The 12,860-nt window shown below is 65.3% G+C and carries 11 protein-coding genes and 1 pseudogene; 5 read left to right on the top strand and 7 right to left on the bottom strand.

The window, feature by feature from the left end; translation table 11 throughout:
* Positions 1-10: 10 nt before the first annotated feature.
* Together QXZ85_RS23100 and QXZ85_RS23095 are read left to right on the top strand one after the other, a co-directional pair.
* A complete protein-coding gene (locus tag QXZ85_RS23100; RefSeq protein WP_315768012.1) occupies positions 11-784 on the top strand; it encodes a transglycosylase SLT domain-containing protein in 774 nt (257 codons plus the stop codon).
* 3 nt (positions 785-787) lie between these two features.
* A complete protein-coding gene (locus QXZ85_RS23095) occupies positions 788-1,243 on the top strand; it encodes a hypothetical protein (protein WP_315705576.1) in 456 nt (151 codons plus the stop codon).
* Here the strand turns inward: QXZ85_RS23095 and QXZ85_RS23090 are convergent.
* The 6 genes from QXZ85_RS23090 to QXZ85_RS23065 all read right to left on the bottom strand — a co-directional run bounded on the left by QXZ85_RS23090 (position 1,212) and on the right by QXZ85_RS23065 (position 9,873).
* A complete protein-coding gene (locus QXZ85_RS23090; RefSeq protein WP_316174875.1) occupies positions 1,212-2,015 on the bottom strand; it encodes an alpha/beta hydrolase in 804 nt (267 codons plus the stop codon). The genes QXZ85_RS23095 and QXZ85_RS23090 overlap by 32 nt on opposite strands.
* A gap of 3 nt (positions 2,016-2,018) precedes the next feature.
* Positions 2,019-3,314, bottom strand: a complete 1,296-nt coding sequence (locus QXZ85_RS23085; protein ID WP_315730658.1) for an O-acetylhomoserine aminocarboxypropyltransferase — start codon at positions 3,312-3,314, stop codon at positions 2,019-2,021.
* A gap of 103 nt (positions 3,315-3,417) precedes the next feature.
* A complete protein-coding gene (locus tag QXZ85_RS23080; protein ID WP_315705579.1) occupies positions 3,418-4,041 on the bottom strand; it encodes a nitroreductase family protein in 624 nt (207 codons plus the stop codon).
* Positions 4,042-4,111: 70 nt separating this feature from the next.
* Positions 4,112-5,116 (bottom strand): aliphatic sulfonate ABC transporter substrate-binding protein, encoded by a 1,005-nt coding sequence (locus tag QXZ85_RS23075; RefSeq protein WP_315705580.1) that lies wholly within the window; start codon positions 5,114-5,116, stop codon positions 4,112-4,114.
* A gap of 1,104 nt (positions 5,117-6,220) precedes the next feature.
* A complete protein-coding gene (locus QXZ85_RS23070) occupies positions 6,221-6,406 on the bottom strand; it encodes a hypothetical protein (protein WP_315806339.1) in 186 nt (61 codons plus the stop codon).
* A gap of 302 nt (positions 6,407-6,708) precedes the next feature.
* Positions 6,709-9,873: a TRCF domain-containing protein gene (locus QXZ85_RS23065; RefSeq protein ID WP_316174877.1), complete on the bottom strand. Its 3,165-nt coding sequence runs from the start codon at positions 9,871-9,873 to the stop codon at positions 6,709-6,711.
* An 812-nt stretch (positions 9,874-10,685) separates the two neighbouring features.
* Here QXZ85_RS23065 and QXZ85_RS23060 point away from each other — a divergent pair.
* On the top strand, positions 10,686-10,907 hold the full coding sequence (locus QXZ85_RS23060) for a hypothetical protein (RefSeq protein WP_315705583.1): 222 nt from the start codon (positions 10,686-10,688) through the stop codon (positions 10,905-10,907).
* Positions 10,908-11,231: 324 nt separating this feature from the next.
* Here the strand turns inward: QXZ85_RS23060 and QXZ85_RS23055 are convergent, their stop codons facing one another.
* Complete coding sequence (locus QXZ85_RS23055) at positions 11,232-11,627, bottom strand: response regulator (protein WP_315727883.1); 396 nt, start codon at positions 11,625-11,627, stop codon at positions 11,232-11,234.
* A gap of 79 nt (positions 11,628-11,706) precedes the next feature.
* Here QXZ85_RS23055 and QXZ85_RS23050 point away from each other — a divergent pair.
* Positions 11,707-12,371: pseudogene (locus tag QXZ85_RS23050) on the top strand (chemotaxis protein CheB).
* 42 nt (positions 12,372-12,413) lie between these two features.
* Entirely contained in the window at positions 12,414-12,665 is a 252-nt protein-coding gene (locus QXZ85_RS23045) for a hypothetical protein (RefSeq protein WP_315705585.1), read from the top strand.
* The last annotated feature ends 195 nt before the right edge of the window (positions 12,666-12,860 follow it).

Genomic DNA, 12,860 nt, shown 5'->3' with positions numbered 1-12,860 from the left:
CGGAGGGCTCATGAGGACGCAGCGGCAGCAAGCGTACGGGACAGGCAGGCGATGCGCCTACGGCCGCAGTGCGGCTGCGGCGCTCGGATTGACTGCCGCAACGATCGTCGCCGCGGCGCGCGCCGAGCCGGGCGAGGGCGAGGTGTCGTTTGCCCAGCGCGCCCCTGCGCCCGAGACATCGGTTCCCGCCGCCAAGCCGGACGAGCCGATCAACCGCGGCGATACGCTGTCGTATTATCGGGCGCTGATCACGAAAGAGGCCGGGCAGCAGGGGTTGGCGCCGGCGATCGCCGAGGCCGTGATGGCGGTCGAGAGCGGCTTCAATCCCAATGCGATCGGCGGCTCCGGCGAGATCGGGCTGATGCAGATCATGCCCTCGACCGCGCGCATGCTGGGCTTCAACGGTAACAATGCCGAACTCGCGGTGCCCGAGACCAATATCCATTACGGCGTGATGTATCTGGCGCAGGCGTGGCGGCTCGCCGGCGGCGATCTCTGCACGGCCACAATGAAATATCGGGCAGGCCATGGCGAGACGCGCTTCTCCTATCTGTCGGTCGATTATTGCGTGGCCGTGCGTGCGAAGCTCGTGGCGCGCGGCTTTCCGGTGACCGGCAGCGTGCCGGTTGCGAGTTTCGGGGCGCCCGGCAGTGTCGGGGTGAGGGCTGCGGGCGGCGGCTGCGGTCGCAAATGTCTCGGCGGCGGCGCGCTCGCGCGTGTGGACCTCGCCGCGCTGAATACAAAGCTGAGCACGCTGGTGATGCAGGTTCGTGGTGGGAGGTGAGCGATGCTGGTCTCCGTAGCAAGGCCTGCGATCATCGTCGTCGCGCTGGTCGCGGCGTTGAGCCCGGCGCGGGCGCAGGATCCGAGACCGTTGCCGCCGGTGACGGTCGATGCGCCGCCGCCAAGTCCGCTGCTGCCGAGCCCCTCCAACCCGGGCGCAGCGACGGCGGCGCCCGCCCTCGGCGGCGGGCAGGCCGGTGGCAACAAAGGGCGTTGCACCGAGGCCAAGGGCGAAACCGACACCTCGTTCGGTTGCATCAACGAGCGGCTGAGGCGCAAGGTCGATGAGGTCAATCCTCCCGTGCTCAACCTGCCGCCGATCGACGCGAAGTCGTCGGATCTCAAGGTGGGTACGGTGAACATCCCCGCCGTTCAGCAGCAATATGGCAGGAACTTCGGGCATTCCGCCGTGCCGTATCGCCCCACCGTCATCTACCCGTCGGGGATGGGGCACCGCTGAGGGCCGCAAGCAGTTCGTCGGGCCGCTCAGTCATCATCATGTGTCCCGCACCCTTCAGCACGATCGTGCGCGCATCTGCGATCGCGGCAGCCAGCGCCTTGCCGGCCTTCGCCGGCGTCATCATGTCCTTCTCGCCAATGATGACGGTCGTCGGCACCGCGATCTTGGCCGCCGAGCCCAGTGCGTCCTGATAGGCGTTGCAGGCCGAGAGGTCGCTGAACAACACACCCGGCGGACAGCGCTTCAAGATCGCCTGCGCCGCGCCATGCATCCACAGGCCCGGCGCGCGGCTGCCGCCGAGCTCGGCGCTATAACCGAGCCCCCAGATCGATACCATGTCGATCGCCGCGGGATCGTTGGCCTCCGCCGCCTTGAGCAGGTCGGGCCCGACCGTCATCGTCGCTGCCGTGCCGACCAGGCTGAGCTTGGTGACGCGCGCGGGATGGCGTGCGGCGGCATCGAGCGCGATCAGCGAACCCATCGAATGGCCGATGAGATGCGCAGGCTTGGCGCTGGCCGCATCCAGCAGCGCGGCCACCCAATCCGCCATCGCGGCAATGGTCTTGAGCGCAGGCCCGGCCGAGCGGCCATGGCCGGGAAGGTCGGGCACCAGCACGGCAAAGCCGTGATGCGCGAACCAGCGATCATGCAGTGCCCAGGCGGAATGATCGAAGCCCGCGCCGTGCAGGAACACGACCGCGGGCAGGGCGGGGTCGAAGCCGCGGCCGCCCGTTCCGACGAATACCTCGTGACCGTCAATGGAGAGCTGCATGGCTCACACCTTCTGCGAGGCGCGCAGCGCCTGTCCGAGATCGTCGATGATGTCGGTGGCTGCTTCGATGCCGACGGACAGCCGCACCAGCTCCTCGCCGATTCCCGCTGCTGCAAGCTGCGCAGCGTCCATCTGCTGATGCGTGGTGCTGGCAGGATGAATCACCAAGGTCTTGGCGTCGCCGACATTGGCCAGATGGCTGATCAGCTTCAGGCTTTCGATGAACTTGCGACCGGCAACGCGTCCACCCTTGATGCCGAACGAGACGATCGAGCCGGCGCCGCGCGGCAGCAGACTCTTGGCGAGCTGATAGTCCGGATGAGTTTCCAGCGTAGGATGCAGCACCCATTCGACTGCCTTGCTGCTCGCCAGGAATTCCAGCACGGCCTGCGTGTTCTGCACGTGGCGCTCCATGCGCACGGGCAGCGTCTCGACGCCCTGCAAAAGATGGAAGGCATTGGTCGGCGACATGCAGGCGCCGAAATCGCGCAAGCCCTCCGTGCGGGCGCGCATGATGAAGGCGGCCGGCCCGAACTGTTCGTCGAAGACGATGCCGTGGTAGCCGGCATAAGGCTCGGTCAGCTGCGGAAACTTGCCGGAGGCTCGCCAATCGAAATTGCCGCCGTCGATGATCGCGCCGCCGATCGCGATGCCGTGGCCGCCGAGCCATTTGGTGACGGAATGCATGACGATGTCGGCGCCGAGCGCGATCGGCTGGCTGAGATAGGGCGTCGCAAAGGTGTTGTCGATCAGGAGCGGAATGCCGGCCGCATGGGCGATCTCGGCCACTTTCGGGATGTCCAGCACTTCCAGCCCGGGATTGCCGATGGTCTCGCCGAGCACGAGCCGCGTCTTCGGCGTGATTGCCGCACGAAAGCCGTCGAGATCGCGCGGCTTGACGAAGCTGGTGGTGATGCCGAAGCGCGGCAGGGTGTGCGCGAGCAGGTTGATGGTGCCGCCATAGAGCGAGGCGGAGGCGACGATGTGGTCGCCGGCGTTCAAGAGTGTCGCGATTGCCAGGTGTAACGCAGCCTGTCCGCTGGCGGTGCAGACCGCGCCGACGCCGCCTTCGAGCGCGGCCAGCCGCTCTTCGAGGACGGCCGTCGTGGGGTTTGAGATCCGCGTATAGATGTGACCGGCGCGCTCCAGGTTGAACAGCGCGGCCGCGTGCTCGGCATCCTCGAAGACGTAGGACGTGGTCTGATAGATTGGTACCGCGCGAGCGCCGGTGGTGGGGTCGGGATGCTGGCCTGCATGCAGGCTCAAGGTCTCGAAGGCGGGTGGTTTTGGCGCTGGCATGCTGGACTCGCGGATTCGAACGGCGGATGGAGCATCCCTTGTGCCACAAATTGCAGCAGAGCGTCAGGGGCGGCGCTGCTGAGCATCGCCGCCCCGAAGTTCATCAGCCTCCCGCGAAGCGCTGCGGAAACAGGCCGGCTGCGGCGAACGCGGCGACCGGCTGGCGCGGACTCGGCTTTTCCCGCTCTTTCAGCTGCGGCGGCAGCTGCGCGCCGTCGCCCTGACGGCCGACCGCAACGGCGATTTCGACCGCGAAATCATCCGGCACCTGCAGCGCCTTCTGCGCGGCCTCGACATCGAAGCCGCTCATGCCATGGGTGACCCAGCCGGAGAGTGCGGCCTGATGGGCGAAATTGGCCCAGGCGGCGCCGGCATCGAAGGAATGGGTGCGCGAGACCACCGGCTCGGTCTTGCCGGCCGGTGTGAACGTCTTCTTGGAGAGCACGTAGACCAGCGCCGCCGCGTGCTGCGCCCAGCCACGATTGAATTCGACCAGCGGGCCGAGAAAGGTGTCGAACTCCGGCTGGCCGCGCAGAGCATAAAGGAAGCGCCACGGCTGCGAATTGTAGGAGGAGGGCGCCCAGCGCGCCGCTTCGAAGAAGGTCAACAATTCCGCCGCCGGAATGGCTTCGTCGCTGAAGCCGCGCGGTGACCAGCGGTCAACGAACAGACGATGGGCCGGATGGTCGGCGGTCCGGTCGGTCGGCGGGATGAGATGGGCAGTCACGGTGGTCTCCTTTGCTCTTACCTGTGCCCCGCACCCGGATCGGGACGGGACCTCTTATCACGCCGGAACCTCACGGCGCCTTCGGTGTCCAGATTTTGATCGCAGTGGTGTCGAGTTTCGCCGGCAACAGGTGCTCGGCGAAGAACGCATCGGCAATCTTCTGTTGTTCGGTCAGGCCCGCGGGCGTCACCGCACCGACCCGGTAGGAGCGATGGCTGTTGGCCTCCTCCACCGTGGCCGCATCGATGCCCCAGAGCCCGGCCAAGAGGTTTGCGGCTTCACCCGGGTGGGCTTTCACCCATTGCCCGGTCTCGACCAGCTTGACGAAGATCACGTTCAGCGTATCGGCGCGGCGATCGGCATAATCCGCGGAAGCGAGGTAATAGCGCTTGTAGCTCGCAAGCCCATCCGAGCCGTCGGCGAGCACGCGTGCGCCCGATTGCCTGGTCACGCTGGTGAGGAACGGATCCCAGGCGATCCAGGCATCGACATTGTTGCTGACAAAAGCGGCGCGGCCGTCGGCGGGCGGCAGATAAGCCGGCGTGATGTCCTTGAAGCTGAGACCAGCGCGTGCGAGCGCCGCGAGCAGCAGATAATGACTGCCGGCGCCCTTGGTGACCGCGATCTTCTTGCCCTTCAGATCAGCCAGCGACCTGATGGGGGAAGCAGTCGGCACCAGGATCGCCTGCGCCGAAGGCGAGGCGGCTTCTTCGGCGACATAAGCGAGCCTGGCGCCCGCGGCCTGGGCGAAGACGGGCACGGTATCGGCGACGTCGGCGCCGAAATCGATGCTGCCGATGTTGATCGCTTCGAGCAGCGGCAGGCCGCTGGAGAATTCGTGCCAGGTCACCTTGATGCCGAGCGGCGCCAGCGCCTTGTCCAATTCACCATTGGCCTTGAGGATCGCGGTCAGGGTCGATGATCTCTGGTAGCCGATCCGGATGTCCTCGGCCGCGGCGGGGTTCGCCAACGCCGAGATCGCGAGCAAAGCGAAGACGGCCGCGAGCAGCCCTCGCCGGATGAGGGTAGACCGCGCGAGGGCGGCCGAGCCGATGGATATGAGAGCGAATATCATGAAAGTCTCCCGGCGGCGGTGAATTCAGCGTGCCACCTTTTCATGGCATCATTTGCAGGAGCAGTGCCCCCGGTGCAATTTCACTGATTGGGGCAATGGAAGAGTAAAATTCTTCATCGGGTGATTGCGCGAGAATTATGTTCTTGCGCGTCCGCGCGAAGCCACGGCTTCGCAGTCTCGCGGCGCCATTTGCGTCCGAGTCTTGCTGCCGTCCGGCCCTCGGAAAAACGAGGGCGCAGGGAATGCCGGGCGCTGGCCGCACCCATGGCCCGCCTGCAGAAAAAAAAGCAGGCGGCAGTCACCACAGGTTCAGCCGAGACATCCCGGCATTCCCTGCACGATGGTTTTAACGCTTATACGTGATCTCCCTGGGGACCGGCTTTCTTGCCCCCATCCGCGTGATGCAAAGCATCATCGCGTCGCGACAACGCTGACGCGTTGCGCGGGCATCAGCACCGGGATGCCGGGACCACACGACTTCACGTCCGCAACAAGGTTGTTCCGTCCGCACGCTGCTTGCGTGCTGCAACCTGATGCGTCCACCGCGTCCCGCGCCCAACGTTCGTGACGATCGCGAAGCGCCCCTTGTACCGGGTGCGGGATGGCCATGGATAGCATGATTTCTGAAAAAAAGAAATAGAAATATTCGCCTTTCGTGCAGCCGCACGTCAGACCGGTTGAGCGCGCTCGCCCGCCATCTCTATCTCCACCTTGAGAACGCCGAAGGCGTCGGCAACGCGCGATTGCGGTGGAGAACAAATCATGCGCGCAGGGCTACGGCACCGACTGCATCCTGGTGGCCGAGGACGGACCCGTGACTGGCCAGGAAATGCTGGTCCGGCTGGTCGAGCGGATCATGCCTCGACGCCGAGGGCGCTCGGCTGTGTGGACGAGCTCGCGCGCTGCCAGATCGTCATGCAGTCCGGCCGACTCCCAGATCCGAGCCTATCGCAATGCCCGCGACGACCTTGCGCCGGTGACGCGATGGATCGAAGCTGCAACGCCGTCGCAGCTGCCGCGGCCATCGGTCCTGGCGGAGACGGTGGCTGACGCGAATCGAATGGTCGCGGCATTCAGAGCCGCGGCAAGCCTGCATGCGATCCGTCAGCTGGTATTCGCGCGCTTCCACTTCTCCAGATCGATATCGGGGCGATCGGGCGCGATCTGGTCCTTCTCGGGATTGCCCTGCCACGGCTTGTCGGTCTGCTTGTTGCTCGGCCAATCCGTGCGTTCCCTCGGATCGTCGTTCGGCGTTTCTCTGGGATCGTCCTTCGTCGTGTCCTTGACCATGCTCAGCTCCGTCGTCGAACGTTCTGGATCGAACGCGGGGGCGCGGATGGCGTTCCGGGATCGCGCTGAGATTACTCGGCCCACCTCATACTTTGGCTTGCTTTATCTTATGATGGTTGGTGGCCGGACCGTCCGCTAGGCTTGGCGTGCAGCACCGGATCGAACGCCTTGCGAATGACGAAGTCTGCGAGTTCCTGGCGAGTTATCGGCCATGATCGTCTCCATCTCCGTGATTTGCCGATGCAACGGCCACCGCCGGCAAAGGTTCTCATCCAACGGCGTACCCGCCGGTGCGGCGCGGCTTACGATGACCCGCCGATCGCGGTGGCGGGGCGGCCCGTCCTTTGCGCGCGGGAAGTGGTTCGCCGCGTCGGCCCGCTTGCGCTGGTCTTCTTGAGCGCGTTGATGAACTGGATCACGGTCTGCAGCATCTGGCTCTTGCTGACCCGGTGCTTGTAGACCAGCCGGTGGCGGCTGCGCGTGACGAGGTGCGACGGCGGCGCAACCGGCGCATCGGGTCTCAGCTGTGCCGCAATGCCGGTCGGCCCGACATCGATCCTGGTGATGCCGAGCGCGCGGCAGGACAGCCCGATGTCGGCGATGGCGAGAAGGTTCGAAACCTCCGGCGGCAGCGCCCCGAAGCGAAGCTCGATTTCATCCTCGATCTCGCCGAGCTCGGCCGGGCTCTCCGCCCTCGCCAGCCTGGTGTAGATGTCGAGCCGCGTCGCCTCGTCCTGCACATAGCTTGCGGGCAGCAGCGCGGGCACCTCGATGCGCAGCTCCGGCATCCACATCTCGGAGGCACGCCGTGGGCGGCCCTGCAGCGCCCGCGCCAGCAGGTCGTGGTAGAGCGCAGGCCCGAACACGTGGACGTGGCCTGCTTGCTGTTCCGATAACAGATTGCCGGCCCCGCGCAGGTCGAGGTCGCGTGCGCTGATCTGAAATCCGGCACCGGGGCGGCTCAGCTCCTGAAGCGCGGCAATTCGCTTTTGCGCCTCTTCCCCGGGCGCATCGGTGAGCAGATAGGCAAAGGCGCGCGTGCTCCCGCGGCCGACCCGTCCGCGAAGCTGGTGCAGTTGCGCCAGTCCGAAGCGCTCGGGCGCACAGATCAGGATCGTATTGGCGCGCGGGATGTCCAGCCCGTTCTCGACGATGTCGGTGGCGAGAAGTACATCTGCCTCACCGCCGACGAATTGCATCATGCGATCGTCGATGTCCTGCGCCGGCATCCGGCCGTGGACGACGACGACGCGCAGCTCGGGCACGCTGCGATGCAGCCGCTCCTCCATCGGACCGAGATCCTTGATGCGGGGGCAGATCACAAAGCTCTGGCCGTGTCGCCGCTGTTCGCGCCGCAGCGCCATCGTCAGCGTCGAATCGAGCAGGGGCGAGACCTTGGTCACGATGGGCAGCCGCTGCACCGGCGGGGTGGCGATGACGCTGAAGTCGCGCAGGCCCACCATGGCGGCGGCCATGGTGCGGGGGATCGGCGTAGCGCTCATTGTCAAGGTGTGGACGCCGGCACGCAGCGCCGACAGCTTGTCCTTGTCGGCCGCACCGAAATGCTGCTCCTCGTCGATGATGACGAGTCCAAGGTCCGCGAAGGCGATATCCTTTCCGGCCAGTGCGTGGGTGCCGATCACGATTTGCAGCGAGCCGTCGCGCAGCTGTTGTTTCACGGATCGCGCTTCGGCGGCGGCAGTCAGGCGCGACAGATGGCCGACCGCGATCCCGAACGGGGCGAAGCGCTTTTGGAATGTCAGCACGTGCTGGCGGGCGAGCACCGTGGTCGGAACGACGAGCGCGACCTGTTTGCCGGCGAATACGGTCGCCGCTGCGGCGCGCAACGCCACTTCCGTCTTGCCGAAGCCGACATCGCCGCAGACGACGCGATCCATCGGATGGCCGGCGGCGAGGTCGTTCAGCACATCCTCGATCGCCTTGGCCTGATCCGGCGTTGCGAAATAGGGAAAGCGGGCGACGAAGCGTTCGTAGTCGGCCGGCGGAGGCACCAGCCGCGGCGCCTTGGTTTGCCGCCGTGCCTGGATCGCCTGAGACAGCGTCTGCGCGGTCCGGTCGACCTCGCGTTCGGCCTCCAGGCAGCGCGCGGCCCATGAACGCCCATCGGCATCATCAAGCCGGATCCCGCTTGCATCGCTTGCATAAGGCCAGATCAGCGCAAGCTCGCCAACGGGCACCAAGACGGCTTCATCATCGGCGAAGGCAAGGCGTACCATCTCGCGGTCGCTGAGGTCGGGCGCCGACAGCCGCTCGAGACCTTGCAGCACCGCAAGTCCGCGCTGCAGGTGAACGACAGCGCTTCCGAGCGCCGGCCGGGTTGCGGCGTCGGCGGCGGCCGCGTTCTGCCGCGCCATCGGCTGCAGGTGGTGCGCCCTGCTGCCGAGCACATCCGCTGCGGCGATGACCAGCAGCGGCCGCGTGCGTCCGGTTCTGAACCCGGCATCGAGGTCGGCCAGCAGCGACGTGATCTTGCCCGCAGGCGGACGCGAGGCGCCGGCCCAGTCTGAGCGGCGCAGCGTCTTGAGCCCGGCGAGGCGCTCCATGCGCTGCAGATCTTGCTCGATCGCCGCGGCGAACAGCAGACGAGCGCCGCTCCGTCTGGCCCCGCTGATGAAGCGGCGCAGCGCCGTGCGCGCCGATGTCTCGCGCGAGAAATTGGGGATCGATTCGATCGTCGATGATTCCGGCAACACCGCCAGACCACGCATGACCTCCTGCCATTCGCGTCGGCCGATAAAGGTCGCTTCTCGGCTGCGCGCGTCGCCGCTCTCCTCGATTGCGGCGAGCCGCGCCGCCGCGCGCACCGGCACCTCGGCATCGGCAATGATCCTGACGCCATCCAGATAGGTGAAGATGCCAGCGCCGGTCGCGCCATTTCCAAGCAGGTTGCGCTCCGACATCGGATCGAGCACCAGCGCATCGAGGCTGGCGAGGTCGGTCTGATGCACCGGATCGCAGGTGTGGATGGCACGGATCAAGCCGTCGTCATGGTCGATCCGCACCGGACCCAAGGCCCCGGCGGGAAACAGCTCGATGGTCTGGCCGTGACATAACACACCGCCGGGATAATTGGCCGGCTCGTCGAGCTCATAGCCCGCCTCTGTGAGAAACCGCCGGAGCTCATCGACATCGATCGACTGCCCGACCGCAAGCCGCAGGCAGGCCTTGGACCAGGCCTGCGGCTGCGGCACACGCGGCAGCACGGCATCAACCGTGGCTATCAGAAGCGGCGGGGCGGCTCGCGCTGCGAGCCGCCGCAAGACGCTGGCGCGGCGGCCCGTGGTCTCCCGCGACGGCTCGACCTCGTCGACGAGCAACGCGTCGAAGCACGGCAGCACCAACACATCGCAGCTCGGGTCAAACGCGTGCAGGATCGCGCCAAGGCGCTCGGCGCGCACTTCGTCCTTTGCGAGAAATACGAGCCCTCGGGCGCCGGATTTTCCCAACGCCCTCAGCAAATGAAGCGCGATCAGTCCGGTCGGCGCGGCGGATGACAGTGCCTGGCGCCGTTGAGCGGATGGCGCGCGCTTGCCGGCTCTTCCGGCCTTTCTTGAACTTGGCGCGCGTGCAGGCTTGCCCATCTGGAAGGAAAACACCGCGGTTGCAGCGGAGTTCCCGCTGTGAGAGTCGACTACTACAAGTCTTGACCGCCAGGCGCAAATACAACCGGCAGCAAGCCCGCCGCAGAGAGCATGCCTCCCGCTGCTCGATAGGAACCGGCCTTCGGCTTGCACTTGGTTCGTATGGACGTCACGCAAGCCGACGGCGGTCGGTCAAGCGCCGCGCGCAAGAGATGCTCTCCTGATCGGGCGCATCGAGACGAATACGCCGGCAATGCAGGCCGAGTAGCGCGTAGGCGCTCCGCGCCTCCTGCTCGCGCTCAGCCGCATAGGCAGCATTTCCGGCGAAGCCGAACTGCCTCGCATCGATCGCTCGCTGGGACACCGTTCGTCAATTGAATGATCGTCAGATGCCGAAAAGTTCGGAGCCGGCCGTCGATCGCCAGGATCTCGTCATCCGGGTGCGTAACGACGGGCACAGCCGGCAAGTCGATCGGTCCGCCGGCTGCGAGCACTGCGGCCGTTCCCCTGGCGGGCAAAACGCTCGACGATGTTAGTCCGCTGGATGACCCATTTGCCTGCACGGTGACGAGCCGCGCGCCGACCAGGATCGTGGGCCGATTTACCTATGTTGATGCAGGTTGTTAGCCGGACTGTAAGTTCCGAGCAGGTTGAGGTCGCAACGTGGTCATGTTTGGATGGAAATCGAAACTCAGAAGAAGCGGCGCCGTCGCTTCAAACAGGCGACTCCCCTCGGAGAGCGTCTCCTAAAGTCAGCACGTGAAGCACGTGATGCGGCAAAGCAGTTGCCGCCAGGCGCCGATCAGGCGCGTCTCTTGAGGCGGGCACGAGAGGCGGAAGCCATTGCGCAACTCGAGGAGTTCTTGCGAGGGCCGACCCGATACCCACCGCGACGCTGATGAGTCCAGCGTCTCGGGCCGTGCCCCTGTGAGGTCGCGGCCATGCTGGTGGGCGGTTCGTCGCCGACGTGTCGCGATCTTGAGACGGATTCTCGGGGCCGTCTGATCGCGATGGGCTTATGTTACGAGTTGACGAGCGTTTGATCGACGATTCTGAGCCAATGCCCATCTTCGCTTCCCTTTGCGGAGCCGTTCAAGCAAATGTTGGCGCTGGCGCTCATCGGGCTGATAGCCGCTTCGTCTTCGAACTGCCGTCGCTTGCGGTGCCGGCCCGGCAGGAGCGCTGAGATCGCGTCCTCGCGCAAGGAAAGCACAAGGAAAGGATCACCGCCCCTTCAAGAGTTCGGCAACCCCTTCCGTGAAGGCGCGGATGTCGAGCGGCTTTTCCCAGAGCGGGACGTCGGCGAACTCAGGTCGGATCGATGTCTTGTCATAACCAGTGGTGAAGATGAAGAAGATGTCCAGCTCGCGCAGTGCGCGGGCGAAAGGAAAGATCATCTCGCTCCTGAGATTGATGTCGAGCAGCGCAGCGTCGATCGGCCGGCCCAATTGCAGAGCCTTCTGGGCTTCGACAACCTCCGAGACGGGGCCGATCACGTCGGCGCCAAGGCGCCTGAATTCATCGGCGAGGTCATCGGCAAGGAAATACTCGTCCTCGACGATGAGGATGCGTTTTCCCGCCAGTGGATTCGTCGGCGCAATGGGTGTGCCTTGCCCCATGAGGCTCTCCTGTCGTCGGCACGCGCTCAATAGGAACATCCGCCGGGTCCAGACCTTATGCAAAACGGCTTAGGAACCCGTGGGTTCCGAAAGCCGACATGGAAGGATCCTGATTGTGCCCAACCGCGACATCATCGTCATCATCAGTGGCTCCTCAGGGGCGACTGTGCCCCTGAAAGACATTCTCGGGCGCTTGCCCGTCGATGTGCCGTCGGCGGTGTTTGTCGTGCTGCACGTCCCGGCACGAGGGAACGGTGTTCTCTCGACCGTCGCCCGCGCCGCCGGCAAGCTGCCCGTCACGCAGGCTGCGAACGACTTGCCGATTCAGAATGGCACCGTCTATCTGGCTACGCCGGATCATTACTTGCTGATTGCAGACGGTCACCTGATGCCCGGCCGCGGTCCGCGTGAGACCTGGTCCGTCCGTCCATCGATCCGCTATTTCGCTCTGCGGCACTGCATTACGGACCTCGCGTCATCGGCGTGGCCCTCAGCAGACTTTTATCAGATGGTGCGGCGGGCCTCAACGCAATTAAGCGATGTGGCGGGGTGGCCGTGGTGCAGCATCCGTCGGATGCGGTTGCCGACGAGATGCCGCGGCACGCCATGGAGGCGAGTTCCATCGATTTCTGTCTGCCCGGTAGCGGATGTACGCGGCGCGGGGCGATCGAATATCGAGGATATGCCGATTTGATCGGGCAGATGGCGCTGCAGTTGCTCGATCCACTTCGACGGCCAGGGTGATGCAACATGGCGAGCGCTGCATCTTGTCCTGCCGAGTGGCAGGTGAACCGCGATATCCGCAGCGAAGAAGACCAGCTCCGCAAGAGCGAAGCCGATATCGCCTCAGGCTGGACACGCTTGCACAAACAGGAGGGCTTGGTCTTGCAATTGAAGGCGTCCGGCCGGGGTTACGCCGAAGCCGTGCGGTTGGCCGCCTTGCTGCGGGACAATCTGGCGGAATGGGAGCGGCACCGCGCCATGATCGAGCAGAGGATCGCCTATCTCAAACGACGACGCGCGGCCGGATCAACTTAGGCTTCAACTATCGGGCGGAGCCAGCTTCAGGAATTGCAGGCCCGACTCCGACCGGGCAAAGGCGCAGTTGCGGCCATTGGCGAAATTCCTGCTTCGACCGGTTGCGACGTCTGGAGTGCGGAACCGTTATTGCGCTTGCATATTGATCGAGCTGATTTTCACCTCTGTCCGACTGAGGCACGATTAGTATATACC

Origin of the sequence: Bradyrhizobium sp. SZCCHNGR1005, assembly GCF_032489995.1 — a bacterium.
Taxonomy (GTDB): domain Bacteria; phylum Pseudomonadota; class Alphaproteobacteria; order Rhizobiales; family Xanthobacteraceae; genus Bradyrhizobium.
This window is presented reverse-complemented; position numbering and strand designations above follow the sequence as displayed.

Excerpts from the sequence above, each read along its gene's own strand:
- QXZ85_RS23100 (WP_315768012.1), top strand. The coding sequence starts at position 11 with ATGAGGACGCAGCGGCAGCAAGCGTACGGGACAGGCAGGCGATGCGCC.
- QXZ85_RS23095 (WP_315705576.1), top strand. The coding sequence starts at position 788 with ATGCTGGTCTCCGTAGCAAGGCCTGCGATCATCGTCGTCGCGCTGGTC.
- QXZ85_RS23090 (WP_316174875.1), bottom strand. The coding sequence starts at position 2,015 with ATGCAGCTCTCCATTGACGGTCACGAGGTATTCGTCGGAACGGGCGGC.
- QXZ85_RS23085 (WP_315730658.1), bottom strand. The coding sequence starts at position 3,314 with ATGCCAGCGCCAAAACCACCCGCCTTCGAGACCTTGAGCCTGCATGCA.
- QXZ85_RS23075 (WP_315705580.1), bottom strand. The coding sequence starts at position 5,116 with ATGATATTCGCTCTCATATCCATCGGCTCGGCCGCCCTCGCGCGGTCT.
- QXZ85_RS23070 (WP_315806339.1), bottom strand. The coding sequence starts at position 6,406 with ATGGTCAAGGACACGACGAAGGACGATCCCAGAGAAACGCCGAACGAC.
- QXZ85_RS23060 (WP_315705583.1), top strand. The coding sequence starts at position 10,686 with ATGGAAATCGAAACTCAGAAGAAGCGGCGCCGTCGCTTCAAACAGGCG.
- QXZ85_RS23055 (WP_315727883.1), bottom strand. The coding sequence starts at position 11,627 with ATGGGGCAAGGCACACCCATTGCGCCGACGAATCCACTGGCGGGAAAA.